Source organism: Acidiphilium cryptum JF-5 (assembly GCF_000016725.1).
GTDB classification, from domain to species: domain Bacteria; phylum Pseudomonadota; class Alphaproteobacteria; order Acetobacterales; family Acetobacteraceae; genus Acidiphilium; species Acidiphilium multivorum.
In genome coordinates this window covers 531,630-557,549 of record NC_009484.1, presented here as the reverse complement: position 1 = coordinate 557,549, position 25,920 = coordinate 531,630, and the positions used below count along the sequence as shown (strand labels likewise).

24 protein-coding genes are annotated in these 25,920 nt (G+C 66.8%); 11 read left to right on the top strand and 13 right to left on the bottom strand.

Annotated elements, in window-relative coordinates; translation table 11 throughout:
• Positions 1–34: 34 nt before the first annotated feature.
• From ACRY_RS04955 to ACRY_RS19610, 4 genes are all read right to left on the bottom strand, one after another.
• On the bottom strand, positions 35–976 hold the full coding sequence (locus tag ACRY_RS04955; RefSeq protein ID WP_011941563.1) for a sulfurtransferase: 942 nt from the start codon (positions 974–976) through the stop codon (positions 35–37).
• Positions 977–1,034: 58 nt separating this feature from the next.
• Entirely contained in the window at positions 1,035–2,207 is a 1,173-nt protein-coding gene (locus ACRY_RS04950) for a YeeE/YedE family protein (RefSeq protein ID WP_011941562.1), read from the bottom strand.
• Between the two features lie 301 nt (positions 2,208–2,508).
• A complete protein-coding gene (locus tag ACRY_RS04945) occupies positions 2,509–3,159 on the bottom strand; it encodes a DUF6969 family protein (protein WP_039887739.1) in 651 nt (216 codons plus the stop codon).
• Complete coding sequence (locus ACRY_RS19610; RefSeq protein ID WP_043509055.1) at positions 3,123–3,347, bottom strand: hypothetical protein; 225 nt, start codon at positions 3,345–3,347, stop codon at positions 3,123–3,125. The genes ACRY_RS04945 and ACRY_RS19610 overlap by 37 nt, the downstream gene beginning before the upstream one ends.
• A gap of 349 nt (positions 3,348–3,696) precedes the next feature.
• Between ACRY_RS19610 and mrdA the strand changes: the two genes are divergently transcribed.
• The 4 genes from mrdA to ACRY_RS04920 all read left to right on the top strand — a co-directional run bounded on the left by mrdA (position 3,697) and on the right by ACRY_RS04920 (position 8,650).
• A complete protein-coding gene (gene mrdA / locus ACRY_RS04935) occupies positions 3,697–5,535 on the top strand; it encodes a penicillin-binding protein 2 (RefSeq protein WP_231295343.1) in 1,839 nt (612 codons plus the stop codon).
• 388 nt (positions 5,536–5,923) lie between these two features.
• Positions 5,924–7,072, top strand: coding sequence for a patatin-like phospholipase family protein (locus ACRY_RS04930; protein ID WP_011941559.1), 1,149 nt, complete (start codon positions 5,924–5,926; stop codon positions 7,070–7,072).
• A gap of 17 nt (positions 7,073–7,089) precedes the next feature.
• Positions 7,090–7,827, top strand: a complete 738-nt coding sequence (locus ACRY_RS04925) for an acetoacetate decarboxylase (RefSeq protein WP_007422113.1) — start codon at positions 7,090–7,092, stop codon at positions 7,825–7,827.
• Between the two features lie 40 nt (positions 7,828–7,867).
• Positions 7,868–8,650: a 3-hydroxybutyrate dehydrogenase gene (locus tag ACRY_RS04920; protein WP_011941558.1), complete on the top strand. Its 783-nt coding sequence runs from the start codon at positions 7,868–7,870 to the stop codon at positions 8,648–8,650.
• A gap of 104 nt (positions 8,651–8,754) precedes the next feature.
• Here the strand turns inward: ACRY_RS04920 and ACRY_RS04915 are convergent, their stop codons facing one another.
• A complete protein-coding gene (locus tag ACRY_RS04915; protein ID WP_007422111.1) occupies positions 8,755–9,702 on the bottom strand; it encodes a GlxA family transcriptional regulator in 948 nt (315 codons plus the stop codon).
• Positions 9,703–9,780: 78 nt separating this feature from the next.
• Between ACRY_RS04915 and ACRY_RS04910 the strand changes: the two genes are divergently transcribed.
• Positions 9,781–10,476, top strand: a complete 696-nt coding sequence (locus ACRY_RS04910; RefSeq protein WP_007422110.1) for a DJ-1/PfpI family protein — start codon at positions 9,781–9,783, stop codon at positions 10,474–10,476.
• 397 nt (positions 10,477–10,873) lie between these two features.
• On the opposite strand, the gene ACRY_RS19875 is transcribed toward ACRY_RS04910, so the two are convergent.
• On the bottom strand, positions 10,874–11,203 hold the full coding sequence (locus ACRY_RS19875; RefSeq protein ID WP_196796278.1) for a hypothetical protein: 330 nt from the start codon (positions 11,201–11,203) through the stop codon (positions 10,874–10,876).
• Between the two features lie 495 nt (positions 11,204–11,698).
• Positions 11,699–13,927, bottom strand: a complete 2,229-nt coding sequence (locus tag ACRY_RS04900) for a putative bifunctional diguanylate cyclase/phosphodiesterase (RefSeq protein WP_011941556.1) — start codon at positions 13,925–13,927, stop codon at positions 11,699–11,701.
• Positions 13,928–14,514: 587 nt separating this feature from the next.
• Between ACRY_RS04900 and ACRY_RS04895 the strand changes: the two genes are divergently transcribed.
• Positions 14,515–15,045, top strand: coding sequence for a DUF4142 domain-containing protein (locus tag ACRY_RS04895; protein ID WP_007422107.1), 531 nt, complete (start codon positions 14,515–14,517; stop codon positions 15,043–15,045).
• A gap of 52 nt (positions 15,046–15,097) precedes the next feature.
• Here ACRY_RS04895 and ACRY_RS04890 read toward each other — a convergent pair whose 3' ends face one another.
• Positions 15,098–15,499: a hypothetical protein gene (locus ACRY_RS04890; protein WP_196796277.1), complete on the bottom strand. Its 402-nt coding sequence runs from the start codon at positions 15,497–15,499 to the stop codon at positions 15,098–15,100.
• Positions 15,500–15,857: 358 nt separating this feature from the next.
• Between ACRY_RS04890 and ACRY_RS04880 the strand changes: the two genes are divergently transcribed.
• On the top strand, positions 15,858–17,111 hold the full coding sequence (locus tag ACRY_RS04880) for an ISL3 family transposase (RefSeq protein WP_011930454.1): 1,254 nt from the start codon (positions 15,858–15,860) through the stop codon (positions 17,109–17,111).
• Here the strand turns inward: ACRY_RS04880 and ACRY_RS04875 are convergent.
• From ACRY_RS04875 to ACRY_RS04855, 5 genes are all read right to left on the bottom strand, one after another.
• Positions 17,057–17,626, bottom strand: a complete 570-nt coding sequence (locus ACRY_RS04875) for a transporter (protein ID WP_231295342.1) — start codon at positions 17,624–17,626, stop codon at positions 17,057–17,059. The genes ACRY_RS04880 and ACRY_RS04875 overlap by 55 nt on opposite strands.
• A gap of 195 nt (positions 17,627–17,821) precedes the next feature.
• Positions 17,822–19,294, bottom strand: coding sequence for an ATP-binding cassette domain-containing protein (locus ACRY_RS04870; protein ID WP_007422105.1), 1,473 nt, complete (start codon positions 19,292–19,294; stop codon positions 17,822–17,824).
• Positions 19,291–20,211 carry a branched-chain amino acid ABC transporter permease gene (locus ACRY_RS04865; protein WP_007422104.1) on the bottom strand — a complete coding sequence of 307 codons (921 nt, stop codon included), beginning with the start codon at positions 20,209–20,211 and terminating at the stop codon, positions 19,291–19,293. Before ACRY_RS04865 ends, ACRY_RS04870 begins: the two co-directional genes overlap by 4 nt.
• A complete protein-coding gene (locus ACRY_RS04860; RefSeq protein ID WP_007422103.1) occupies positions 20,211–21,086 on the bottom strand; it encodes a branched-chain amino acid ABC transporter permease in 876 nt (291 codons plus the stop codon). The genes ACRY_RS04865 and ACRY_RS04860 overlap by 1 nt, the downstream gene beginning before the upstream one ends.
• A gap of 77 nt (positions 21,087–21,163) precedes the next feature.
• Positions 21,164–22,402 carry an ABC transporter substrate-binding protein gene (locus tag ACRY_RS04855; RefSeq protein ID WP_007422102.1) on the bottom strand — a complete coding sequence of 413 codons (1,239 nt, stop codon included), beginning with the start codon at positions 22,400–22,402 and terminating at the stop codon, positions 21,164–21,166.
• A 283-nt stretch (positions 22,403–22,685) separates the two neighbouring features.
• Between ACRY_RS04855 and ACRY_RS04850 the strand changes: the two genes are divergently transcribed.
• The 4 genes from ACRY_RS04850 (at position 22,686) to paaI (ending at position 25,919) form a co-directional block, all read left to right on the top strand.
• A complete protein-coding gene (locus tag ACRY_RS04850; protein WP_231295341.1) occupies positions 22,686–24,131 on the top strand; it encodes a type II and III secretion system protein family protein in 1,446 nt (481 codons plus the stop codon).
• 5 nt (positions 24,132–24,136) lie between these two features.
• Positions 24,137–24,490 (top strand): hypothetical protein, encoded by a 354-nt coding sequence (locus ACRY_RS04845; RefSeq protein WP_011941552.1) that lies wholly within the window; start codon positions 24,137–24,139, stop codon positions 24,488–24,490.
• Complete coding sequence (locus ACRY_RS04840) at positions 24,487–25,284, top strand: tetratricopeptide repeat protein (RefSeq protein ID WP_007422099.1); 798 nt, start codon at positions 24,487–24,489, stop codon at positions 25,282–25,284. Before ACRY_RS04845 ends, ACRY_RS04840 begins: the two co-directional genes overlap by 4 nt.
• 173 nt (positions 25,285–25,457) lie before the next feature.
• Complete coding sequence (gene paaI, locus ACRY_RS04835) at positions 25,458–25,919, top strand: hydroxyphenylacetyl-CoA thioesterase PaaI (protein WP_011941551.1); 462 nt, start codon at positions 25,458–25,460, stop codon at positions 25,917–25,919.
• Position 25,920 lies beyond the last annotated feature (1 nt).

Here is a 25,920-nt window from a genome sequence, read left to right as displayed (position 1 = left end):
TGGCCACGGCGGTGTCACAAGAACGCATCCGAGGTCAGCGCACCTGACGCTCGACGGGCAGCGCGGCGTTGCGCGACCATTGCGACATCGAGCCCGTGTAGAGCTTCGCCTGCTTGTTGCCGAGCAGCTCATAGCTGGCAAACCAGCCGAGCGCCGCCCAGTGCGCGGTATTGCAGAAATTGATCTGCCGACCCGCCATCGGCACCCCTGCCGCCTTGTAGAGTCCGGCAAGATCCGCCGGCGTGCGGAACACGCCGCCATCGTTCACCGTCAACCAGCTTTCGGGAAGGTTGCGCGCTCCGGGAATCGTGCCCGGACGCGTATCCACCGGCGCGAGGTTCACGCCGAGATATTGCGCCGACGGCCGGTCGTCGACCAGCGGAACGTGCGCTTTCATCGCCCGCTCCACCTCGGCCTCCGTCGCCAGCAGGCGCGGCCTGACATGGGCCACGAAGCGTGTCTCCACCGGCTTGACGAAGCCCGCCTGCACCGGATGGGCCGGCGTGCTGCCCCGCCCGACATATCCGGCATAGCCGCCGTTCAGGATGGAGATATTGTTGTCGCCCAGATACTTGAAGGTCCAGAACACACGCGCGGCGCTCGCCATGTCGGTGGCGCTCGTCCCGGCCGTGTAGATGACCACGCGCGTGCGGTTGCCGATACCGAGGCCGCCGATCAGGGTCTCCAGCTCCGCGACGGGCGGCACCATCCCCGGCGCGCCGTCGACATCCTTCCGCCATAGGCCGTTCTGCGAATAATTGCTGTAGACCGCGCACGGCACGTGCCCGTGCATATAGGTCTGCACGTTGCCGCCGCCGATCGGATTGCGGACGTCGAGCATGACGACGCCTGGCTTGCACGCATGGGCCGCGACCCAATCCGCGCTCACCAGCGGCGGCACCGGCTTCGCGGCGAAGGCCGTGCCGCCGAGAACGGCCGCGGCAAGACCGAATGCCGGAATGACTGACAGTTTCATGATGGTCTCCCTGATCCCTGGCGAGGCGCCGGCCTGCGCCGGCCGCCCGCATGTCCATTCAGTCCGGCAGCCCGAACCGTCGTCTGAGCGCGATGCCCACGGGCGTGCCGAGCAGCGCGAAAACAAGCCACTCCCAGCCGTGCAGGCTGGTCGAGGCGATGCCGCTGAACAGGCTGCCGATATTGCAGCCGAAGGCGAGCCGCGCGCCATAACCCATGGCAAGACCGCCCAGCGCCGCGGAAAGCAACGGCAGCGGCTCGAATTTCGTGGTCAGACTGAACCGTCCGCCGATCGCGCTTGCAAGCAGCGCACCGAGAACGATGCTGATATTCATCACCGACGTCTCGTCGGCCAGAATGCCGTGGGAAAGCGCCGCGTGCGGGAACGGCCAGCTCCAGAAGCCGTGCGCGGGCGGCACCCAGCCGAGCAGGCTCGCCCCCTTCGCGCCCCAGAGCGTGAACCCCCAGACGATCGACCAGGGATGCCCGGCGATCAGGAGGGTCAACCAGTTCAGCCCGGCCAGCATCAGCGCGGCGAAAGGGAGCGGCCAGGGGCCACGGAACCAGGCACTCCCTTTCGGCAGCCAGGCGCGCATCATCGGCGAGGCCGGCGGCGCGAACCGCCGCAGTATCAGCGCAAGGCCGCCGAACGCAACGATCTGCAGGGTCGCGCCCGGGCCCCAGCCGATCATGCCACCGAACGAGACCGCGCCAAGCGAAGGCAGGGAAAGCCACCAGGGCAGCTCGAATGTTGCGATGAAGGCTCCCGCGCAAAAGAACAGCAACGCGAGCAACGTGCGCAGATTGCCGCCGCCCGACGCATACAGGCAGCCCGAGGCACAGGCGCCGGACATCTGCATCCCCACCCCGAACAGAAACGAACCGACCGCGACCGGCACGCCCGCTGGCGCGATCGCACCGGCCACGCCGTGGCCGAACACCGCTCCCCGCGCCAGAATGGGGGCGAACAGCACCGTCGCCGCCGCGAGCATGAGAAGATTGGCCATCGCCCCGCTGCCGTCACGGCGCAGGACCAGCGCGCGCCAGCCATAGGCGAAACCGTAGCTGCCGTGGGCCAGCGTCATGCCCATTGCCGCACCGATCAGAACCAGCGCCGGCAGCCTGCCGCCGGTAGCCGGCATGGTCATCGCGAGAAGCCCGACGATGAGGACGCTCGCTGCGGCCAGCAGAGCTCGCGGCGGACGCGGCCCGGTCGCGGCAATCTGGCTCATGCCCCACCCCGTGTGACAACCGCCGGCGAGGCGCCATTCCCGGCATTGCGGCCAGCAGCGATTGCGCCGGCCATTCCGAAACCGCCCGCCTTCATCCTTCCTCCTTCGAGGTCCATCTTGCCCGGGTTGCGCGCCGGACTCGCCGGCCGCGTGATCGTTCGAATTGAAACTTTCGAGACGATTTTTGTGACCTACCAAAGGCCGGTCAATAGTTCCGGAAAAATGAAAATGGGGATGTCGGCAAGGCCTCCTTGGGCAGAACGATTGTCCTGCAAAACACGGTAGCGGAAATGAATGTTTTCTATGCCGCGGCGAGACGCCGCAGGGCGGCGGCGAGGGAAACCCGCGTCTGGCTCGGTATCCGCAACCTGCGATCCTCGAACCGCCGGTCGCCAGGGCCGATCCCCGATCCCATCCGCGCATCCCGGGCGTACAGCAGCGCGACGATGTCCGGTGCAAACAGGACAACGAGATTTTCCAGCCAGCACGCCACATCGCCGGGCGACGCCCCCGCCAGGCGCGGCCGCAAGACGCGTCGTCCGATCGCCGCCGCTGGTTGCCAGGCTTCGTCAGTCACCCAGCGATTGGTTGTGAACAGCCGGATCGGCAGGCCCTGCACGTCAACCGAAATGCCGATCAGATGCGTGAAGCCCATCCCGCCCGCCGGCCCCGGCGTGAAGATGTGGAAATGCCCATGCTCGGCGCGCAACCGCTCACGCACCGCATGGGCATGGTAGAAGAACCGCCAGCCTGACACCGGATCCAACGCCTCTGGCTGCGGATATTGCGCCCATTCGGCGAACCCCTCGGCAGTGCCGGGCAACCGCGCGGGCGCGCTGGTTCCGGCCCGCGCCCAGGCGGCGATCTGGGCTGCCGCGGCGTATCCGGCGCGCGCCCGCCGCCGCGGCGAAACGCCTATTTCTGCGGCGCGCAGGGGTTCTGCGGAGCGCAAGGGTTGCCCGAATTCGTCTGCCCGTTCGTCGCGCCGGATTGCGGCGCGCACGGATTCTGCGGTGCGCAGGGATTGGCCGCGGCGAGAACGATCCCGCTCGCCGCCTTCACCGCCGTCGCATGCGGCAGCGCCGGCGCGAGCGCGGCGGCCAGGGTGAGCATCGACAGGGCACTGTGCTTCGGCTTCATGACGGGTCTCCTCGGTGAATGCGGGCGGGACGGTGCGGTTCGCCCGCGCCGGGCCTCGGTCAACATAGAGTGACAAGCCGCCGTGCCGTCAAGGACGCCATCTGGCCAGTCGCGCGCCCCCATCCGGGCAACGCCCCGGTGGCCAGGACGCAGCGCCGCGGCTTTCCGCCAGAACGACCCCCGCCAGGTCACATGCCCTTGCACGCCGGCCGCCCGGTGCGAAACCCTGCCATGCCACATATGGCGAACCGCCCCGTTTCACGCGGCGGGGAGTCAAAGGCGCGTGAGACCGGCAACGATCATCGAACCGTGTCTTGGCACCGGCCGCGGCGCGAGGCAGACCGCCCGCATGAACGCGCAACGCGACAAGAAGCAGCGTGCCGTCTTCACCCGGCGCGCCATGATCATCGGAGGCAGCCAGGTCGCGCTGTTCTCGGCGCTGACCGCGCGACTCTACGAGATGGAGATCGTCGATCACAGCCGCTACAGCCGGCTCGCCCGCAAGAACGCGGTGAGCGAACGGCTGATCGCGCCGGAACGCGGACTGATCACTGACCGCAACGGCATCATTCTGGCCGGCAATCGCCAGCAATGGCAGGCCCTGTTCCTGATGACGGCGGCGTCTGACCCTGCCGCCACGATCGCGCGCCTGGAACGGATCGTGTCGCTGTCGCCGGCCGATCGCGCCCGGCTTGCGAAACTCGCCACCGGGCCGATCCATTTCCTGCCGATCCTCGTCAAGAAGGATCTCGGCTGGGACGAGATGGCCAGACTCGAAGTTCACAGGCCATCGCTGCCCGGCCTCATCATCGATCGCGGCTTCCGGCGATTCTACCCGCTCGGCCCGCTTACCGCCCATCCGGTGGGCTACGTCGTCCGCCCGGACAGCGCCGATGCGGGGCGCGAGCCGGTTCTCGCCCTGCCGGGTGTGCGCGTCGGCGGCAGCGGCATCGAAAAATCGGCCAATGCCGCGCTCTTCGGATCGCCCGGCATCGTCGAGGATGAGGTCGACGCCGGCGGGGCCGTCGTTCGTGTCATCACGCGACGCCCGGCGCGCGAGGGGCACGCCGTCGGTCTCACCCTCGATGCCGGATTGCAGCGCACCGCTGCCGGCGCCCTGAACGGGCGGCCCGGCGCCGCGGTGCTGATCGACACCAGCACAGGCGACCTGCTCGCCATGGCCAGCGCGCCCTCGTTCGACCCGACCTGGTTCGACGACGGTGTGCCCGATCATGTCTGGCGGCGCTGGACCTCGAAGGCGGCGCATCATCCGCTTACTGACCGTGCGACCGGCGGACTCTATGCCCCGGGCTCATCCTTCAAGCCGACCGTCGCCCTCGCCGCACTCGAAGCCGGCGCGATCACCGGCGACACAAGGTTCTTCTGTTCCGGACACATGAAGATCGGCAACCGGATCTTCTATTGCTGGCTCCGCTCCGGCCACGGCTCGATGGACGTCGCCTCGGCCCTGCAGCAGAGCTGCGACATTTTTTTCTACCACGTCGCGATGCGCACCGGAATCGACCGGATGGCCGCGATGGCCCGGCATCTCGGCCTGACGGGCCGCGAAGCGCTCGCCCTGCCGAATGTCGCCGAAGGCTTCATCCCGACGCGCCGATGGGCGAAACAGCGGCAAATCGACTGGACCAAGGGCGATACGGCGGTTCAGGGGATCGGTCAGGGCTACACCGTCCTGACGCCGCTCGCACTCGCCGTGATGGCGGCACGCATCGGCACCGGCCGGGCGGTTCGCCCGCGAATCATCCGGACGGTCGGAGCGGTCGAGCGAACCCATCCGGCGGCAACCACGCTCTCCCTTTCGGATCGTCACCTGGCCCTGGTCCGCCAGGGTATGGCGGAGGTGGTCAACACGCCCCTCGGCACCGCCTGGGGCGCCCGCCTCGCGCTCCGGGGTGCCAGGATGGCCGGCAAGACGGGCACGGCCCAGGTCATCGGGGAAAGCGCCGAGATGGAAGCCGAAAACTACAACGATGCCGAACTGCCGTGGCAGGACCGGCCGAATGCGCTGTTCGTGGGCTACGCGCCGCTCGACAGGCCACGTTTCGCTGCGGCCGTGGTGATCGAGCATGGCACGCTTCTCGGCCCCGTGAAGATCGCCCGGGACCTGTTCGCGGCCGCCCTCTCCCGACGCCGTCTCGCCTATGGCGACGAGTCCAGACCTGCGTGATGCGGATCGCTCCGGGCATCGTATCGTCCCGTTGCCGATCATGACATCAGGATCCGCGGCCGCAGGTTCACGCCCGCTGCTTCAAGATACGGTGATACAACACCGGCTCCGGAACCAGTGCGTTTCTGGATTGTCCTTGCAGTATCGGCAATTTTTCCGATCGGCCGGTCGCCGACGGCCTCTTCTGACGATGACGTGTTATTGACACGTCATCGCGACCTCTACCGCAGCGCACAAAATCAGGGCAGTCAATATCGGCGGGTCGGCATTCGCATGGCGGGTCACCGGTTCCGGATCGATCCTGCCGCGCGGGCTCAACCTGGCCGCACCTCGCCTGTCGCCACCGCCTTGCCGAACCCTGCCAGGCTCCAATGGAAAGGCTTACCCGATGTCGGTCACGAACAAGCGGAGATCCCGACAGCCCTCCGCCGCCACCCCGGCTTGCGCCACGGGGTTGCGGAACGTCCTTCTGTTGCAGGGCGGCGGCGCGCTCGGTGCCTACCAAGCCGGTGCCTACGAGGCACTCGCGGAGCACGCCTACGACCCCGACTGGATCATCGGCGTCTCGATCGGCGCAATCAATGCAAGCCTGATCGTCGGCAATCCGCCGGAGCGCCGCCTCGAACGGCTTCGCGAATTCTGGAAGCGCGTCACGACCCCACGGCCTGGTTTCATTCCTCCCGCCCTGTCCCTGCACGTCGCCGCCGAGAAGAAGCTCGGCGCGCTCAACGCGGTCCTGTTCGGCCAACCCGGCTTTTTCCGCCCCCGCCATCCAGTCGACTTCATTACGGAAAACCCGCTCAGCTTCTACGATACGGCCCACCTGCGCCAGACTCTCGAAGAACTCGTCGATTTCGACCTGATCAATAGCGGCACCACGCGGCTTGCCGTTGGCGCCGTGCAGATTCGTACAGGCAACATGATCTATTTCGACAATGCCGAGTGCCGGATCACGCCGCAGCACATCATGGCCAGCGGCGCCCTGCCGCCCGGCTTCCCGCCGGTCGAAATCGATGGAGAAGCCTATTGGGACGGCGGGCTCGTCTCGAACACTCCGCTCGAATACATGATGCGCTGCGAACCGCGCGAGAATAGCCTGGTCTTCCAGGTGGACCTGTTTCCGGCCCGTGGGCCAATGCCGAAAACGCTCGATGGCGTCGCCGAACGCGAGAAGGACATCCGCTATTCAAGCCGCACGCGCTATGGCACCGACGCGGAGAAACGCCGCCAGGACCTGCGCCGCCGGGTCTGCGCCTTCCTTGAAAAACTGCCGCCCGAGTTGCGCGACGATCCGATCGCGAAGCATCTCCAAGAATTTTCCTGCCCGGCACAGATCGATGTCGTACACTTGATCTACCGCCCCGAGCATCCGCAGGGCGCCGACAAGGACGTGCAGTTCGACCGTACCACCGCCACGGAACGATGGCGCCACGGTCACGAAGATGCCTCGCGCGCGCTGTCCGCGGCACCGTGGCGCGAACCACACCCGCACGAACTCGGCATGCGGACCTTCGACATCGCCAAAACCGAATCTTGACGAGGAGCATTGCCACGATGGATGCAGCAACGATCAGGGAAACCGCCTTTGCGATGCCGCTGACGAGCCCGGGCTTTCCGAAGGGACCCTATCGCTTCGTCAATCGCGAATACATGATCATCACCTACCGCACCGATCGCGCGGCGCTCGAGAAGATCGTCCCCGAACCGCTCGAACTCGCCGATGACGTGGTGAAATACGAATTCATCCGCATGCCCGACAGCACCGGCTTCGGCGACTACACGGAGTCCGGCCAGGTCATTCCGGTTCGCTACAAGGGCAAACCTGGGGTCTATGTCCATTCGATGTTCCTGAACGACCATCCGCCGATCGCCGGCGGACGGGAGATCTGGGGCTTTCCGAAGAAACTCGCGCGCCCGGTCCTGGAAGTCGAAATCGACACGCTGGTTGGCACGCTCGATTACGGCCGAATCCGGGTGGCCACCGGCACGATGGGCTACAAGCACCATACGCTCGATCACGATCCGGTTCTCTCCTCGATGCATGAGCCGAACTTCCTGCTCAAGATCATCCCGCATGTCGACGGTTCGCCACGCATCTGCGAACTGGTGCGCTATCACATGAGCGACATCGTCCTGAAAGGTGCCTGGACCGGTCCCGCCGCGCTCGCGCTCTATCCGCACGCCCTCGCCCCGGTCGCCGATCTGCCGGTTCGCGAAGTCGTCGCCGCCTCCCACATCCTCGCGGACATGACGCTCGATCTCGGCGAGGTCGTCCACGACTATCTTGCCTGATCGACCCTCCGGATTCCCCTCAAGAGAAAAGGATTTTCCCATGGCCCGTTTCGACGGCAAGGTCGGCATCATCACCGGCGCCGCCAGCGGCATCGGCCGCGCCATCGCTGAACAGTTCGCCAGAGAAGGCGGCCACGCCGTGATCGCCGATCTCGATCTCGACGCCGCACGCAAGACGGCAAGCGCTATCGCGACCTTCGGGCCGGCGCCGCTGGCGGTTGCGATGGACGTCACCAACGAGCAACAGGTGGAGGACGGCGTTGCCGCCGCCGCTGAAAGGTTCGGCCGGATCGATGTGCTGGTGAGCAATGCCGGCATCCAGATCGTCAGGCCGCTTGCCGAGTTTCCCTTTTCCGACTGGAAGAAGCTGCTCTCGATACATCTCGACGGCGCATTCCTGACGACGCGCGCCTGCCTGAAATACATGTATGCGCAGAAAAGCGGCTCGGTCGTCTATATCGGGTCGGTGCATTCAAAGGAGGCGTCGAAGCTGAAAGCGCCCTATGTCACCGCGAAGCATGGGCTGATCGGCCTCTGCAAGGTTCTCGCCAAGGAGGGCGCGGAACATAATGTCCGCGCCAATGTCGTCTGCCCCGGCTTCGTGCGGACGCCGCTGGTCGAAAAGCAGATCCCGGAACAGGCAAAGGAACTCGGCATCAGCGAGGATGACGTCGTGCGCAATGTCATGCTGAAAGACACCGTGGACGGCGAATTCACAACCGTGGAAGACGTCGCCGCCGCGGTGCTCCATTTCGCCGGATTCCCGAGCAATGCCCTGACCGGCCAGTCGATGGTCGTCAGCCATGGCTGGTTCATGCAGTAGCCGCATCCGGTCAACGCGCGGGAGGCCGACCTCCCGCGCGGCTCCTTGCCAGTTGCCGATACGGGAAACAGCCGGCGTGACCAGTCCGGCGTGACCCGTCGCCGTCATTGCGCTTGCGCGCTGCGGCGCAAGGCCTGCGGCGGCTGGCCGAAGGCGCGCAGGAACGCCCGCCGCATGCGTTCCGGGTCGTGAAACCCGACCATCCCGGCAATCGCCTCGATGGGCATGCTGGAATGTTCGACCCGCTCGCGCGCGGTCTCCAGCCGCAGGCGCTCCACCGCCCTCGCCGGACTCATGCCGACCGACCGGCTGAATGCCCGCGAGAAATGCCGTGGACTCATCGCGGCCCGTTCGGCCAGCACCTCGACGGTCAGACGCGCGTCCAGATGGTCGCGCATCCAGCCGAGCAGCCCGGCGAAGCGTCCGTCTCCTCCACCCATCTCGATCAGCGCCGAAAACTGCGACTGCCCGCCCGGCCGGCGATAATAGACCACCATCTCCTGCGCCACGCGCCGCGCCACCGCCTCGCCCAGGTCCCCGGCGATCAGCGCCAGCGACAGATCGATGCCGGCGGTAATCCCCGCCGAGGTCCATATCGCCCCGTCACGGATATGAATGGCATCCGGCTCGACCAGGAGGCGCGGAAACAGCCGCGCCAGTTCCTCCGTCCGTCGCCAATGCGTCGTCACCCGCCGCCCGTCCAGAACGCCCGCCGCCGCCAGCAGGAAAGCACCCGAACAGACGCTGCACAGCCGCCTCGCTCCCCGCGCCTGCGCCACGACGAAGGCACGGATCTCGGGACACTCCATTGCCCGCCGGCAGCCTCTGCCGCCCGTCACGATCAGAGTGTCCAGCGCACCGGCCGCACTGGCGGGTTCGCTGCCCAGCACGGCGCCGGACGATGAGCGGACGGGGCCGCCAGATGCGGAGAGGATCGCCAGCCGATACACGTCCGCCTGATGCCGCGCGGCGATCTCGAACGCCGTGATCGGCCCCGAGGCGTCGAGGATCTGGAAGTCCTGATAGATCAGGATGCCGATATGCCGGGCCATGGCCTGAAATGAGGGATCATGGTCATTTCGTCAATCGTGCCGTCATGGGACACTCGGTCGCATCATCGGAGATACCCCATGTCCCCACCGCCATTTCGTATCCTCTTCGCCGTCTATCCGGGCATGACCCAGCTCGATTTCACGGGTCCGCACCAGTTCTTCATCCGCGCGCCGGGATGCGAGGTCATCGTCGCCAGTCGCGATGGCGGCGATGTGCCGAGCGACGGCCTCGTCTTCGCCCGCACCGCCCGCCTTGCGGACGTTCCCGGCTGTGACCTTCTCTGCGTGCCGGGCGGCACAAACGCGCTCGACGCGGCGCTGGACGACGGCTTTATCTCCGAACTCCGCCGACTTGCCGCCGATGCACGCTACATCACCTCGGTCTGCACCGGTTCGCTGATCCTCGGCGCCGCCGGGCTGTTGCGGGGGCGGCGCGCCGCGTGCCACTGGGCGTGGCGAGACCTGCTGAAGCCGTTCGGCGCAATTCCGGATGACGGCCGCGTGGTGCGCGATGGCAACGTCATCACCGGCGGCGGTGTGACCGCGGGAATTGATTTCGCGCTCGTGGTCCTCGCCGAGATTGCCGGTCCGCAGGTGGCGCAAACCCTCCAGCTGGGCTTCGAATACGCTCCCGCCCCACCCTTCGAGGCTGGGCGCCCGGAACACGCGCCGCCTGACATCCTCGCGGTCTGCCGGCAGGGTCTCGCTCGGCTGGCTGCGACCCGCGAGGCCCAAACCCGCGAAGCAGCATCCCGCCTCGCCACGCAACATTGACTCCGCTGAGGGTGTGAAGCTGTCGATCCTGATGACAACACCAGGCTAGCGGTGGCGCGTTGAACCAGGCCGAGAGACCGCGCAGGCAAGCGGCCTCCCGGCGGGGTTCGTGACCGTAGCCGGTCTGGTGCATCAACTGATGGAGGCGCGCAACTCTACCGACTGGCCCATCACGTCCTCTCCTTGAGATGAACGGCGACAGCTTCCGATTGAGCCAATACCGGGTTCGCTCCGGCGGGCGGAAAGAAGGCCCCGGATCGCTCCGGGGCACACACAGTTGTCGCGAGTGGGCTTGGCTTGCAGAAAACGCGGTAGTCTCGCGCGAGTTCATCATGCCGCCGCCCGGCTCTGCCGCCAGTGGAGACCGCATGTCCTCCCGGACAGACGTTGCGCAGGCCTATCGGCCTCCGCCCCCACCAGCGCCACCACCGCCGGCACCGCCGCCCCCGCCCGCGCCGCTTCCCGACCCGTGGCCGCCCGCTGCGGGGCCTCGGCCAACGCCGATCTGGTCGTGCGTCATGTCGCGGTCGCGGTCACGGTCGAGATCGCGGTCCTGATCGGGATCCTGCAGTTTGTCCTGATCGCGCAGCCGGTCCTGATCCTGGTCCTGCGCCCGGGCCGTGCGGCTGAGGGCAACCAGGCCGGCAGCCAGGCCGGCCAGCCCGGCGGCGCCGGCGACGACGCGCCGGCGGGACATGATTTCCGATGAGTCGATACGTAAGGCCATTGTCTTGCTCCACGCCAAGAAGGTTGCCGCTTATTGCGTGTGTGGAGGCTAGGCAGACCGCATGTGCCGGGCGTTGCGCTGGATCAAGCAGAGAGTCGGGAGAAAGGACAGGGCGGGGCGGCACGTTCAACCGTTCGTACGATCGCCTTCCAACCGGGATCAGACGGTCTTTCGGCATGGAATAAGGGCCAGGTTGTTTGGGGGATCGGCAACGAATCGGGCTCTTGGGGACGCTGGCTCCACAATGGCCCCCATGGACGATATGGGGGCGGAGCCGGGATGTGGTGATGGCGAGGATTACGAAGATTTGGCGGGCATATTTTGGTCAGCGGAAGTCGATCAGGTCATCCGCAGGATCGTCCGGACAGGCGCAAGGCAGCGCGCGATCACTTTCTCAAACCGATCAGGCAGTGTCGGAAATTCTGTATATGGGTGGCAGTTGACAGAGGAGCAGACAGGCAACCTTCCGCGCGTGTCGCGAAGTGCCGCTTGACATCAGGCGGTACGGCCCCGCGGTGCGGGCATATCGTTCGCAGGCGCGTCGTCGGCCTCGACGAGTCTGTCGATTTCGGGGGCAGGTCGCGCCTTCGAGAAGATGAAGCCCTGGAGATCGTCGCAGCCGATCCGCGCGAGGCCCTCGCGCTGTTCCAGTGTCTCGACGCCCTCGGCGGTGACGCGCAGCCCCCGGGCGTGGGCGAGCTCGATGATCGCCCGGACAATGACCTCGTCGCTGTCCTGGTCGCCGAAGCCGTGAATAAAGCTGCGGTCGATCTTGACGCGGTCGACCCGGAGCTGCTGGAGGCGGGCAAGCGAAGAGAAACCGGTGCCGAAGTCGTCGATGGCGATGCGGACCCCCATTGCCCGGAGCGATGCGAGGTTCTCGGCTGCGGTGCCGATCTGGCCGTTGGCGGCGGTTTCGGTGATCTCGATCTCGAGGCGCTGCGGCGGCAGGCCGGTGACGCGCAGGATGGCGGCGACCCGCTCGGCATAGCCGGGATTGGCGAGTTCGGGGCCGGAGGCGTTCACCGCGATGGTGCGGTTCGGCCAGTTGACCGCGGCAGTGCAGGCCTCGCGGAGCACGCGCTCGCCCATCATCTCGATCAGGCCGGCTTCCTCGGCGATGGGGATGAACAGGTCGGGCGAGATCCAGCCGAGCGCGGGGTGGCGCCAGCGCAGCAGCGCCTCGAACCCGGTAATGGTATGGCCGGCGGCGGCGTGAATGGGCTGGTAATACGGCACGATCTCGCCGCTTTCCTGCAGGGCAGCGCGCAGGTCGGCCTCGATTTCGCGGCGAAGGCGGAGCGCGTCGTCCATGACCGGGTCAAAGAACGCAAAGCGGCCGCGCCCGGTGGATTTGGCACTGTAGAGGGCGATGTCGGCCTTGCGGAGCAGGTCAATACGGTCCGTGCCATGATCCGGTGCGAGAGCGACGCCGATGCTCAGCCCGACGAACACACGGTTGCCATTAAGATCGAAGGGGGTGCGGACGGACTCGACGATGCGCGCGCAGAGCTTCTCCACATCCTCGCGCCCGGCAACACCAGCGAGCATGACGGTGAATTCGTCGCCGCCGACGCGGGCGACCATGTCCTCCTCGCGGACCAGGGCGCGGAGGCGTGCGCCAAATTCGCGGATCAGCGTGTCGCCGGCGGGATGGCCCAGCGTGTCGTTCACCTGCTTGAAGCGGTCGAGATCGAGAAAGAGCAGCGCGATCGAGGTCCCGGACAGCGCGGCGAGGGCGGCATCGGCGCTCTCGTTGAAGAAGGTGCGATTGGGCAGGCCCGTCAGCGGATCGTGAAACGCGAGGTGATGGATCCGCACCTCGCTCGCCTGTAGCCGGAGCGAGCGGCTGCGGACGACGGCGAGGAAGCCGGCGACGGTGAGCAGCGCCAGGGCGAGCAGCCCGCCGAGGATCGGCATCGCCCGCGACAGCACCGCCGTGCCGGGGCGGTAGGGGCGCCAGATGAAATAGCCGATTCGCTTGCCGGCATTGTCGTCGACCGGGTAGGCGGCGGCGCCGGGGCCGTGCGCCGGAGTCCAGGCGAAATGCAGGCCATTGAAAAGATAGTCGCGCGTCAGCCGGCGGGCGAAGGAGCCGTCGAGGAAGCGGACGGCGACGTGCAGATATTCGGTGCCGGGCGCCTGCCGGATCTTGCCGGTATCCGAGACGATGGGCTTGACGCTGATGACCGCGGGATGGCCGCTGACAACCGCAAGATCGGCAATGCCGGGCGAGAGGAACTTGCCGCCCTGCCCCGTAGCATGGCCATCGCGCATGTCATGCCGCAGGGCGTGGACGAGCGGCGCGACCTGTCCGCGGATCGCGTCATAGGCGGCGGGGGACGTCATCCTCCCATTGGCGAAGGCGTAGATCGGGCGGTTTTCGGGGTTCAGCACATAGGCGCCGTCGAACCCGAAGTAACTGTGCATCCAGGTGCCGAGATTGTCGTCGATCCAGTGCGTGTCGTCGGCGCGGACCTTCTCCACCGCAGTGTCCCACACCGTCGAGCTTTCCTGGTCGTGCGCAACCTGCGAGCGCAGCTGCGAGACGACGAGGGCGACCAGCCTTTCCTGCCGCTGGAAGGAGACGCGGTCGGACTGATGGGCCGCCCAGGCGAGGAGCAGGAAGGCAAGCCCGCCGGCAGCCAGGGTCAGCAGCAGCGCCGGAACGGCGCGCGTCAGCACGAAGGCGAGGCTCGTTCGATTGTCCTTCCGTTGCAACACGACTGTCTCCGTCCATCGGACCCAGTGTGATCACATGAACGGGAATCGTTAATACTTAATGTAATTTTAGACTCATTACGTAGTATGAATGCATGCCGAAAAAAAACGGCCCCGGATGCTTCCGGGACCGTTCTGGGAGGGGAGCCTCGAACGTCTCTGCATGTCTCAAGGCCCAACGTATGTAACAGAAGAGACGCTGCACACGGGTGACGCGAGCATGTCATTTACGTCAGGTTTGCATCCCTGTTCGCCGGCGCATCGCGAGAACGTAACAGGAACGGGTTAACAAATCCACTCCGCTCCGCGATCATGTGTGGAACACATGAAAATCGGGCAATTTTACCGCCATTCCGCCACAAGGAAATGGCCCCGGAGCGCACCGGGGCCAGGAGGGAAAATGGGAGGAGAGTGTCTCGCCGGAAACAGTCGCGGGAGCCGGCGCCGTCAATATTACAACCATAGCGAGCATATTGCGTCAACGCAACAATAAAATGGCGGCGGACCGGATGCGATGAATCAATGACGGTCGCGAGTCGGCGTGCCAGCGTTATTCTGTAAACGCACGGCTTTCTCATGGAGACAAGATCATGAACCCTGTATTCCGATATGCCGCCCTGGCCGCGATGCTGGCCCTCGCCGGCTGCTCGAGCACGGCACGCGCTCCCGAAAGCGCCGCCCTCGGGCCGGCGGATCTCGCTTTCATCACGAGTGCGTATCAGCTCGTGCAGTTCGACATCGACGCCTGCTCCTTCGTCCGCAAGGGGCCGATCGAGCCCGCGGCGATGCCCGCGGTGGACAAGGTCTGCGCCGATGCAGCGACCTACAAGCCGCAGCTGCGCGCCCTTGCGGCCCAGGAGGGCGTGACGCTGCCGAACACGCTGCCCTTTGACCTCAAGGAAAAGCTCGTCTCGCTCAGCTATCATCCCGAGCCGAACCTGACCGTCGAGTTCCTGCGCGACGAGATCAGCAGCCATGAGAGCGCTATCGCGGTGTTCCAGGGCGAACTGCGCGAGGGACGCAACGCGGCCTTCCGGCAGAAGGCGCAGGAGGCGCTGCCGGTGCTGGAGCGCAACCTCGCCATGCTGCGCGCCGCCCTGCCCACCGGCACCGCGGAATGAGAAAAGCCCGGGCCTGAGGCCCGGGCTTCCCGCCATTCCGAAGGGGGTGAGGTCAGAAGACCTTGCCGACCTGGACCTGGAAGAAGATGTCGTTCTTGGCGCCGCCGCGGGCCTGAACGTCGGTCGCGAGCTGGGCTTGGGCGAAGATCGTCGGCGACAGGAACGAGCCGGCGATGACGCCGATGCGGGTGAAGTTGTTGCGGCTACCGGTATCGAACGTCCCCAGCGGATTTACTTCGGATATCTTGCCGCCGAAGGTTTTCTCGAAGCTGAGGCCGACATAGGCGTCGGTCTGCGGGTGGAAGTAATAGGGCGCGTAGACGATGAACTGCGCAGCCGGGTCGGTCTTGAGGTGGACGCCGGTCTGAACGTTGGTATTGCCGTAGAAATACCCGTCGGCCCAGACCTCTAGATCAAGCCGCTTGCCCTTGGCCTGACCGAAGACCTTGTGCATGTAGCCGATTTCGAAATTGTGCCTCCTCGACGCCGCGAGTGGAACTTCGGCGGTTCCTGAAAGTGGCGTGACCACCACCGCAGGTAGCAGCCCTGCCACGCTGGGGCCAGTTTCTTGGTTCGGCTGGAGTGCCGTTTCTTCGTCCCGGCCTGATCGTGCGCGGGGCGTCGTGCACAGCCGCGGTCAAGAATGGCCGCAGGCCATCGCGTAGCGACGCGCAGCGTTCTTGACGGCGGCGAGCACGGCGCCAGTCTTGAGGCAGACGGGCCGAGCAGCCGCATCCCGCAGTCCGATCGCGCATTGGCGCGGCATGCGGTGCCAGCCCGCACGGGACACTCTGATTGCGCGGAGCACCGCCATGGCAAGCAGCGACATCTTCACCCTCGGCCTCGGACTGACCCCACCCTGGCGCGTGGTCGACCAGCGGTTGGAAACCGACTACCAGCCGCATGAGTTGCATCTGGCCGTCGCCGCCGACCCAGGCGCCCGCTTCCCCTGCCCAACCTGCGGCCGGCTGTGCAAACCGCACGACTGGAAGGAACTGAGCTGGCGGCACCTCAACTTCTTTCAGCACGCCTGCATCATCGAGGCCCGTGTGCCACGCACCGACTGTCCGGAGCACGGCGTACTCCGCATTGCTGTGCCTTGGGCACGTCCCGACAGCGGCTTCACGCTGTTGTTCGAGCAGGCCGCGCTGGCTCTGATGCGCGAGATGCCGGTTGCCGCTGCCGCGCGCATCATCGGCGTCACCGACCAGCGGCTGTGGCGCATTCTGCGGTACTATGTCGGCCGGGCGATCGAGCGGCTCGATCTCAGCGGGGTCGAGGCGATCGCACTCGACGAAACCGCGGCCAAGCGAGGCCACAGCTACGTCACCGTGTTCATTGACCTCGATGCGGCCGAGCGCCCGGTGCTGTTCGTCACCCCCGGAAAGGGTAAGGAATGCATGACCGCCTTCCGGGCCTTCCTGGCGGAGCACGGCGGCGAGGCCCGCCGCATCGCCGAGGTGGTGTGTGACATGTCGGCGGCCTTCCTTGCTGCTGCGGCGGAGAGCTTCCCGCAGGCCTCGGTCACCGTGGACTGGTTCCACGTCGTGCAGATCTTCACCACCGCGGTCGAGCAGGTGCGGCGCGCCGAGGCGCATCAGCACAACCTGCCCAAGGGGGTACGCTGGGCCACGTTGAAGCGACCGGAAAACCTGACCATGGCCCAGCGGCAGGCGCTCGACCAGTTGGAGAACAGCGGCTTCGCCACAGCCGAAGCCTATCGCGCCAAGGAGATGCTGCGCTGGGTTCGCCTGGCCGCAACGCCACAGGCCGCGCGCTGGCGGCTGACCAACTTCCTCAACCACGTCACCGCCCGGCTGGACGATCCCGACCACCTGCTCGATCCTGTTCGACAGGCCGTCGATACCGTACGGCGCAATGCCAAGCGGATCATTCGACGCTGGAAGTCAGGCCATTCCAATGCCCGCCTCGAAGCGCTCAATGGGCTGTTCCAGGCAGCCCGCGCTCGCGCCCGAGGCTATCGCAACACCGCTACCTTCGCGTGCATCATCTACCTGCTCGGCGCGCCCATCAACGCCATGCTCGACGTCTTCCATTCCACTTGAGACGTCGAAGAGCCGAAATTGTTCACCCAGTTGTTGGTGCTCGCGTTGAGCGCGATGCTGGGGTTGTAGGAGCCCGAGGGCGGGCTGAAGAAGTAGGCCAGCACCACGGTTTCATCCTGGCTCGGATGATTGACCGGGTAGAGGAAGGCGGAAAGTTGCGGCTCGGCGAAGCCGCTCTGGTGCGACACACTGCCGCCGCCGACCTCCTGGTTGCCGAGGAAGGAGACATAGGGGGCGATGACCTGAACGCCCCAGGGCATGCCGTCGATCGGGCTGAACGTGTGGACGAAGCGCAGCACCGGCACGTCGGTCTGGATATGGGTGTTGCCGAGCTTGGTGCCGTTCGCCGTGTAGAATGTGCTCGCCGAGGCGAACTGGTTGTAGAGGAAGGCGACGCTGACATTGGGTGGCGGCGCGGGACCGTCATAGGGCAGCGGACCGCCGGCGCGGGCCGGCTGCATCATCGACGAGACGGCAAGCGCCACGCCGAAGGCCGCACCAGCGGCGACGCCCACGGACCTCGTGACTTTTCCTGAAAAGTATTCGAACATTTGGACTGTCTCCTGTTGTTGTTGAGTTATTCTTTTCTGAATATTCATGCCCTCGGCCCATCGGCCCGGCAATGTCCTGTCATTCGACAAGATGGCGAGATTGTAATTTTTCCCTTTTTTGTGTCCATTTTGCCACATAAGACGCTGAATATTCGGTTTTTATAGATAACCCGTACCCGCTTCAGCCGCGAAACGGGTCGGCGTGCCGTCCCAGATGATGCGGCCATGCTCGATCACATAGATGCGATCGGCATGCGGCAGGGCGAAGGTGACGTTCTGCTCGCCGAGGAGAACCGTAATGTCGGTCGTCTCGCGCAGGCGGGACAGTGCCTCGGAGAGCTGGCCGAGGATCACCGGAGCGAGGCCGAGAGTCGGCTCGTCGAGGACGAGCAGGCGCGGCTTGAGCATCAGCGAGCGGGCGATGGCGAGCATCTGCTGCTCGCCGCCGGAAAGGGTGCGCGCCTCCTGGGTGCCGCGCACGCGCAGGATGGGGAACAACTCGTGCAACCAGTCGAGCCGGGACGAGCGCTCACCGGGTGGCAGACGCTGGCCGGCGAGTTCGAGATTCTCGGCGACCGACAGGCGGCCGAACAGCTCGCGGGTTTCCGGGCACTGGACGATGCCGGCGCGGGCGATTTCCGCCGCCGATTCGCGGCCGCGCGTCGCGCCGTCCCAGCTGATCGCGCCGCGGAACGGGACGAGGCCGGAAATCGCGTTGAACAGCGAGGTCTTGCCGGCGCCGTTGAGGCCGACAATGGAGACGAACTCACCCTCGTGAACGGTGAGGGAGACATTCTCCAGCGCCTGCGCCTTGCCGTAGAAGACGCTGACATCCTTGACCTGGAGCAGCACCTTGTGGGCGGCGATCTCGGCCTCGGGGCGTTCGTGGGTCTCGATGCCGCCGCCGAGATAGACGCGGCGGACGGTTTCATCCCGCATCACCTGCTCGGAGGAGCCCTCGGCGATCTTCTCGCCGAGATAGAGGGCGAGCACGCGGTCCGCCAGGGAGGCGATGCTCTTGACGTTGTGGTCGACCAGCATGACGGCGCGGCCCTGGTCGCGGAAGCGGCGGATCAGGGCGGAGAAATCGTGCACCTCGGTGCTGGTCAGGCCGGCGAAGGGTTCGTCGACCAGGACCACGCGGGGGTCGCGCGCGATGGCCTTGGCGAGTTCCATCCGCCGCAGATCGGCGAAGGGAAGCGTCGCCGGCAGGCGGTCGAGCACGTCGCCGAGACCGCATTCCTCGCCGATGCGCCGCGCCGTATCGATCGCGCCGGGCGGTGGGCGGAGGCGGCTGAGACTGTCGGGCAGCAGGCCGAGCAGGATATTTTCCAGCACCGTTTGCAGCCGCAGCGGGCGGGAGTGCTGGAAGACGATGCCGACCCCGGCGCGGGCGATGTCGTAGGTCGGGCGGCCGGCGATGTCCTCGCCGTCGAGCAGGATCTGCCCAGCGGTGGGGCGGACCACGCCCATGATCATCTGCATGACCGTGGACTTGCCCGAGCCGTTCGGCCCGATCAGGCCGAGGATCTCGCCGGGATAGAGGTTGAAGTCGAGCGACTTGACGGCGATCAGGCCGCCGAAGCGCTTGTGCAGCCCGCTGACGGCAAGGCGCGGGGTGGTGGAATTCATGCGCCCCTCCGGTGCGGCAGCAAGCCGAGCAGACCGTCCGGGAACAGCACGATCACCACCAGCGCGATCAGCGCGACGACGAAGGTGGAGAGCTGGCCGATCGGGCGGAGCAGTTCGCCGGCGACGATGAGGAAGACCGAGCCGATGGCGCCGCCGATGATGGTGCGGCGGCCGCCGAGCACGGCGGCGATGATCACGCGCACGCCGATCGAGATGTCGACCACGGCGCTGACCGAGGCGGTGCCGAGATAGAAGACGAGGAAGGCGCCGGCGAGGCCGGAGAACAGCGCGGAGACGGCGAAGGCGAGGATCTTGTGGCGGGTGGCGTTGAAGCCGAGCGCGGCCGCGGCCACCTGGTCCTGCCCTGCGGCCTGCAGGATCATGCCCAGCGAGGAGCGGGAGATGAGGAACAGGATCAGGCCGCTGACCAGCATGAAGGCGAGCGCGTATTCGTAGTTCACGGCGCTGCTGATCGAGAGCACGTCCGGCACCGAGAGGCCGATCTCGCCGCCGGTGACGCCGGCGAAGATGACGATGGCCTGTTGCAGGAGCAGCACCGAGACCAGGGTGATCAGGCCGAGATACGGGCCGGAAAGACGCAGCGCCGGGATGGCCAGGGCAACGCCGCCGGCCACCGCGACGATCGCGCCGACGACGACGGCGAGCGGCACCGGCAGGCCGAGCAGCGCGTTGGACATGCCCGCGCCATAGGCGCCGAGGCCGATCAGGAAGGTCGGGCCGAAATTGACCTCGCCGGCATAGCCGAACAGCAGGTCCCACGACATCGCGAAGACGGCGAAGTAGAAGGCGGTGGTCAGCACGCCGAGGATGTAGCCGTTGGCGCCGAGCGGAAAGAGCGCCAGCACGATGAGGAAGACCGCGAGCGCCACCAGGCGGGATTTCGGAATCGTCGACATCAGCGCCGTCCCAGCAGCCCTTGCGGCCGCATGTAGATCACCACGACGAGAAGGATGAGCGCCGGCACCTCGCGCAGCGAGGGCGAGACCAGATAGGCCGTCAGGGTTTCGATGTAGCCGACGATATAGGCGGCGATCAGTGTGCCGGAGACCGAGCCGAGGCCGCCCAGCACCACGATGGTGAAGGCACTGCCTGTCAGGCCCGGCACGTAGCCCGAGCCCGAGCCGAGGAAGCTGCCGAGCAGCACGCCGGCGATACCCGCGAGGAGGCCGTAGATCACCCAGACGAAGAGATAGATCTGGTCGAGTTCGAAGCCGAGCAGGGTGAGCGCGCGCGGGTTGATCGAGGCGGCGAGCAGGCGGCGCCCGATCCGCGTGCGGTTCACCAGCAGCCACAGCGCGCCCATCACCGCCCAGGCAACGGCGGCGATGAAGATCTCGTTGATCGGGGTGCGCACGCCGAGGATGGACACCGTGCCGGCGATCAGCGGCTGCACCGTGATCGGGCTGTTGGTGAAGGCGTATGACAGCGCCTCCTGGATCATGACACCCCAGAGCAGCGTCGCCGTCAGCACGAAGAGTTCGCGCTCGTGCGCGGGGACGGCGCGCGAATTTTCGATCGGGCGGACGATGCCGCCGTAAGTGACCAGCGCCGCGACAAGGCAGACGGCAAGTCCGGCGGCGGCGCCGACATAGGGGCCAAGGCCGATCGAGGTGCCGACATACCAGGCGATCATCGCGGCGATGACCATCAGGCCGCCATGCGCGAGGTTGAGGACGCCGGAGACGCCGAAGATAAGCGTGAAGCCCAGCGCGCCGAGCGCGTAGAGCGTGCTGATCGCGAAGCCGTCGATCAGGATCTGAATCGCGAGCAAGTCCTACCCTCCCAGGTCAGGCGAAATCGTGCGGGACTCCCGCCGGCGCGGATGCGGCCGGCGGGAGCGCGGGATGGTCAGGACTTCGGCGGCAGCTTGACGAAGCTCGGGAAGACGACCTTCGCATTCGCCAGCTTGAGCGGCCAAACGCATTTCTGCTGACCGTCCTGCCACTGGATGGCGACGCCGGTGACATAGTCCGGCCCATATTTCAGGGCGTGGGCGAACTTGCTCTTGGCGCCCTGGAAGGCGATGCGGCCCTGGGTACCGACCATGTTGGTCTTCTCGAGGGCGTGCACGATGGCAAGCGCCTTGGTCGATTTCGCGCGCTTCAGCGCGTCGGCGAGCGCATAGACGGCATCATAGGTCGAATACGCGGAGTAGGCCGGGGAATAGCCGAACTTCTTCTGGTAGGCGTCGGTGAACGGCAGGGTCTTCGGCGTGATGGCGACGCCGGGGGCCGAGGTGCTGCCGGTGATGACACCTTCGGTCGCGCCGTTGGTTGCCTTCCAGAACACCGAGGAGCCGGCCTGGGCGTTGATACCGGCGAGCGCGATGGGCACCTTCTGCTGCGCCCACTGCACCGTCGGCTGCACGCCGACATGGGCCCAGCCGGCGATGATCACGTTGGGGTTGAGCTTCTCGATCTTCTGGTAGATCGGGGTGAAATCGGACGTGTTCGGCGCGAAGCGGATATTGTCGAGCACCTTGACGCCGATCTTGGGCAGGCACGCATCGTAGCCGGCGTCGAGCGGCTTGGTCCAGGCGGCGTCCTCGCTCATGACCACGGCCGTCTTCATGTGGAACTGGTCGACCAGCGTGTCTTTCGTCGCATCGCAGACGGCCTGGGCGAGATAGGCCGCCGGCATGTAGGCATGGAAGATGTACTGGTGCGCCTTGAAATCCTTGTGGACGTATTCAGACAGCTCGTTGGCGGCGGCGCCTGTGATCAGATAGGGCTCGTGCAGCCGTGCGGCCCAGGGTTCGAGCGCCAGCGCCACCTCGCTGACGAAGGTGCCGACGATGGCGACCGCATGGTCCTGCCGGACCATGCGCTGGAAGGAGCGGATCGCGTCGGTCGTCGAGAGGTGGTCGTCCTCGATCACGAGCTTGAGCGGACGGCCATTGATGCCGCCGGCCGCGTTGATCTGCTCGGCGGCGAGCACGGCACCATTGGCGATGGCCTTACCGGGAATCGTGCCGATTTCCGAGGTGATGCCAACGACGATCGGACTGGCGGCCTGAGCCGCCGGTGCCGCGACCGCCACGGCCGCGCCAGCGATGACCGCGGCGAGCGCTGCTTTCTTTCCGGACATTCTAGTCTCCCCTTGTTGTAGACGGTTTTCAATTTAGTTGACGCGATCATGCCATAGGTTGCCCAATCGGCAAGGGGGTATCGCACACAGGAACGTGGTTTTCGGTTTTCGCCGTGCGAAATGCGCAATGGCAACCATTCGTTAAGGCAACTTCTCTAGAGTCCGTGAATGGCGGGTCCCTTGACCCGGCTCCGGCGCCAGGCGGCGCCGGCCCCATTTGAGGACAGATCGCCTTGGCCCTTCGACTGGACAGATGCTTCCGTCCCGCGCGGCGAGACCCGGCATGAGACGGACCGGCACCGCGCCGACGCAGAGCGGCACTCCCTCCCCTCGCCGGCTTATTCCGGCGCTTCTGGCCGCGGCGTTCGGCGCCGCGCTGGTTCCCGCCGCCGCCTCGCCGGCGCGACACGCCACAATGCGGCCGGCCGAAGCTGCGCGGGCCCGGGGCCTCACGATCGAGCAGGGTAGCGGCAGGCTCATCACCCTCAAAGGGTCGGCGGCAAATGTCTTCGTGGCCGATCCCGGCGTCGTCGCCGTGCGGCCGGCAAGCGCGCACACGCTCTTCGTGTTCGGCACGGCGCCCGGCTTCACCACCGTCGCGGTGACCGACGCGCAGGGCCACGCCGTTGCCACACTGCACGTCGCGGTGACGCCGAAGACCTATCCGGCCGCGGCCATCCGCGCCGGCGCCACGCGGTCGGCGCCCGGCGCCAGGCTCTCGATTTCGAGTGCCGCCAACGGCGTCGTCGTGCGCGGCAACGTGCCGACGCCGGTGCAGGATTACCAGATCATGCAGCAGGCGCACCTGATCGCCGGCACGGGCGCCAAAGTGGTCAACCAGACCGAGGTGCGGCTGCCCCAGCAGGTGGCGCTCAAGGTGCGGATCGCGCAGATGTCGCGCACCATCACCCAGCAGCTCGGCATCAACTGGCAGAGCGCCGGCAACGGCATCTCGGTGGGCAAGTTCCTGTTCGGCTTCAGCGCGCTCGACGTGCTGAACGGCTCGAGCCCGGCGACGCCGGCGGCGGGCAGCTACAATGCGGGGCTTTCGGTGGGCGGCGGCGCGATCGACAGCGTGCTGGACGCGCTGAACAGCGACAATCTCGCGCATATCCTGGCGGAGCCGACACTGACGGCGCTGTCGGGGCAGAGTGCCAGCTTCATCGACGGCGGGTCCTTCCCGGTGCCTGTGCCGGGGCAGAACGGCCAGGTGACGGTGCAGTACAAGAAATTCGGCGTGCAGCTGAAGTTCCGGCCGGTGGTGCTCGACAATGGCAGCATCATCCTGCATGTCCAGCCGACGGTAAGCTCGCCGACGACACAGAACGCCTTCCAGATCGCGGTGGCCGGCACGTCCATCGTGGTGCCGTCGCTGTCGACGCAATCGGCCTCGACGACGGTGGTGATCGGCAGCGGGCAAACGCTCGCCATCGCCGGGCTGCTGAGCAACAGCAGCAACCAGACCGACAAGTCGGTGCCCGGCCTCGGCGACATGCCGGTGCTCGGCGCCGCCTTCCGCGACGACAACTACAACCGCCAGGAACAGGAACTCGTGATCCTGGTGACACCCTACCTCGTCAAGCCCGTGAACAACGCCGGACAGCTGATGACGCCGGACGAGGGCTGGTCTCCCCCCAACCAGATCCAGCGGATCGTCCTGCATCGCGACAGCGGCGGCGCCCGCCGCGAGATCGTCCTGCCCGGCCAGGCCGGCTTCATCCTGCGGTGAGCCCCATGCGCAAGTCACGCCTGATCGTTCTCGTCACCCTGGCGGGCGCGGCCGCCCTGCTGGCCGGCTGCGCCAGCAACGACCCGTTCGCGCAGCCGGGCAACTGGCACGAGAACAACGCGCCGATGCACAATATCGCCGTCGAACTGGTCAATCCGCACGACCTGGTTGGCGGGCATGGCGACGCCAGCTTCACCGGCCCGATCGCCGAGACGGCGGTAGGCAAGGCGCTGAAATCATCATCCTCATCATCCACGTCCGGCGCGGCGGGTAGCGCAGGCGGCGGCGGTACCTCGCTCGGCGGCGCGGGCGGCGGCCTGGCCGCGTCGTCCGGCGGAATGGGAGGGAGCGGACAATGAGCGCCACGGGGAACCGCACCCGGCAGATGCGGGCGGCGGTGCTCGCCCTCGCCGCGGCATCGCTCGCCGGCTGCGCGGCGCCGCAAAGAATGGGTGCGAACGAACCGACGCTCGGCGCCAACACGCTGAACGTTGCCAGAACGGCGCTTGCGGGCAACCGGCCGGATCTCGCCCTGCATGTCGCCAACGCGGTGCTGAAGGTTGATCCTGGCAATGACGAGGCGCGGCTGGTGCATGGCGACGCCGCCTATCTGCTCGGCGACTGCCGGACGGCGTCGGCCGATTACCGGGCGGTGCTGAAGGCCGCGCCACACACGGCGGGAGCGGAGATCGGCCTCGGGCGCTGTGCGCTCCGCACGAATGGTCGGGGCGCGGTTGCTGCGTTCCGGCAGGCGGCGGGCGACGATCCGCACAACGCCGTCGCCTTCAATGATCTCGGCGTCGCCCTTGCCAAGCGGGGCGCGTTCGGCGCCGCGGTTCCGGCATTCCGCAAGGCGCTGGCGCTCCGCCCGTCGTTCGCGGCGGCGCGTGCCAATCTGGGGCTTGCGACCGCGCTCGAAGGACAGCCTGGCGCCGGCGCGGCGATCATCGCGCCGCTCGCGCAGGGGGCGCAGGCCTCGGCGCCGGAACGCGCGAATTACGCCGCTGCGCTGGCGATGGCCGGGGATGAAGCCTCGGCGCAACGCGTGCTGAGCGCAGACATGCCGGCGGCCGAGGCTCGCGACATGGTGGCACAGCTGGCGCGGATCACGACCGTGCCGCATGCCGGTCAACCGCCGCACGCGGCCAATTAACGTGCCGGGCGCCGGCTCGTTGCCGGACGGCGCGGCTATTGTGCAACCGATGATGGCGGAGTGAGGCCTCACACGCGGCTGGCGCAGCAGCGGTGGTTGCGCGATCCGGCTTTTGCGGCACACTCGGGGCAAGCGCCGTGCAACGGCGCGTCCGAGGAGGAACGCACGCCGCCATGACGGAGGAACATCAGCCGCCCCCACCCGAGTCCGCGGACAACATTGCCCGCCATGTCGGCCAGGCGATGTTCGAGGTGGACCGGGCGACGCGGTCGCTCGGCATCGAGCTCGACGAGATCGGGCCCGGTTTCGCGACACTCTCGCTGCGTCTCGGCGCGGCAATGGCCAACGGGCACGGCACCGCGCATGGCGGGCTGATCTTCACCCTGGCCGATTCGGCCTTCGCCTTCGCCTGCAACTCACATGGCGAGCGGGCGGTGGCGGCGCATTGCTCGATCACCTTCCTTGCACCGGCGCGGCCGGGGGAGCGGCTCATCGCCACCGCGCGGGAGGTGGTACGGCGCGGGCGGAACGGAATCTACGATGTTTCGGTCAGCAACGATGACGGAATCGTCGCGGCGTTCCGCGGACAGTCGCGCACGATCGGCGGCTCGTGGCTCGATGACAACGGAAGGTAGC

What these genes read in the sequence shown, in the direction of transcription:
- ACRY_RS04955 (WP_011941563.1), bottom strand. Translation starts at nt 976, where the DNA reads ATGAAACTGTCAGTCATTCCGGCATTCGGTCTTGCCGCGGCCGTTCTC.
- ACRY_RS04950 (WP_011941562.1), bottom strand. Translation starts at nt 2,207, where the DNA reads ATGAGCCAGATTGCCGCGACCGGGCCGCGTCCGCCGCGAGCTCTGCTG.
- ACRY_RS19610 (WP_043509055.1), bottom strand. Translation starts at nt 3,347, where the DNA reads ATGAAGCCGAAGCACAGTGCCCTGTCGATGCTCACCCTGGCCGCCGCG.
- mrdA (WP_231295343.1), top strand. Translation starts at nt 3,697, where the DNA reads ATGAACGCGCAACGCGACAAGAAGCAGCGTGCCGTCTTCACCCGGCGC.
- ACRY_RS04930 (WP_011941559.1), top strand. Translation starts at nt 5,924, where the DNA reads ATGTCGGTCACGAACAAGCGGAGATCCCGACAGCCCTCCGCCGCCACC.
- ACRY_RS04925 (WP_007422113.1), top strand. Translation starts at nt 7,090, where the DNA reads ATGGATGCAGCAACGATCAGGGAAACCGCCTTTGCGATGCCGCTGACG.
- ACRY_RS04920 (WP_011941558.1), top strand. Translation starts at nt 7,868, where the DNA reads ATGGCCCGTTTCGACGGCAAGGTCGGCATCATCACCGGCGCCGCCAGC.
- ACRY_RS04915 (WP_007422111.1), bottom strand. Translation starts at nt 9,702, where the DNA reads ATGGCCCGGCATATCGGCATCCTGATCTATCAGGACTTCCAGATCCTC.
- ACRY_RS04910 (WP_007422110.1), top strand. Translation starts at nt 9,781, where the DNA reads ATGTCCCCACCGCCATTTCGTATCCTCTTCGCCGTCTATCCGGGCATG.
- ACRY_RS19875 (WP_196796278.1), bottom strand. Translation starts at nt 11,203, where the DNA reads ATGGCCTTACGTATCGACTCATCGGAAATCATGTCCCGCCGGCGCGTC.
- ACRY_RS04895 (WP_007422107.1), top strand. Translation starts at nt 14,515, where the DNA reads ATGAACCCTGTATTCCGATATGCCGCCCTGGCCGCGATGCTGGCCCTC.
- ACRY_RS04890 (WP_196796277.1), bottom strand. Translation starts at nt 15,499, where the DNA reads ATGCACAAGGTCTTCGGTCAGGCCAAGGGCAAGCGGCTTGATCTAGAG.
- ACRY_RS04880 (WP_011930454.1), top strand. Translation starts at nt 15,858, where the DNA reads ATGGCAAGCAGCGACATCTTCACCCTCGGCCTCGGACTGACCCCACCC.
- ACRY_RS04870 (WP_007422105.1), bottom strand. Translation starts at nt 19,294, where the DNA reads ATGAATTCCACCACCCCGCGCCTTGCCGTCAGCGGGCTGCACAAGCGC.
- ACRY_RS04865 (WP_007422104.1), bottom strand. Translation starts at nt 20,211, where the DNA reads ATGTCGACGATTCCGAAATCCCGCCTGGTGGCGCTCGCGGTCTTCCTC.
- ACRY_RS04855 (WP_007422102.1), bottom strand. Translation starts at nt 22,402, where the DNA reads ATGTCCGGAAAGAAAGCAGCGCTCGCCGCGGTCATCGCTGGCGCGGCC.
- ACRY_RS04850 (WP_231295341.1), top strand. Translation starts at nt 22,686, where the DNA reads ATGAGACGGACCGGCACCGCGCCGACGCAGAGCGGCACTCCCTCCCCT.
- ACRY_RS04845 (WP_011941552.1), top strand. Translation starts at nt 24,137, where the DNA reads ATGCGCAAGTCACGCCTGATCGTTCTCGTCACCCTGGCGGGCGCGGCC.
- ACRY_RS04840 (WP_007422099.1), top strand. Translation starts at nt 24,487, where the DNA reads ATGAGCGCCACGGGGAACCGCACCCGGCAGATGCGGGCGGCGGTGCTC.
- paaI (WP_011941551.1), top strand. Translation starts at nt 25,458, where the DNA reads ATGACGGAGGAACATCAGCCGCCCCCACCCGAGTCCGCGGACAACATT.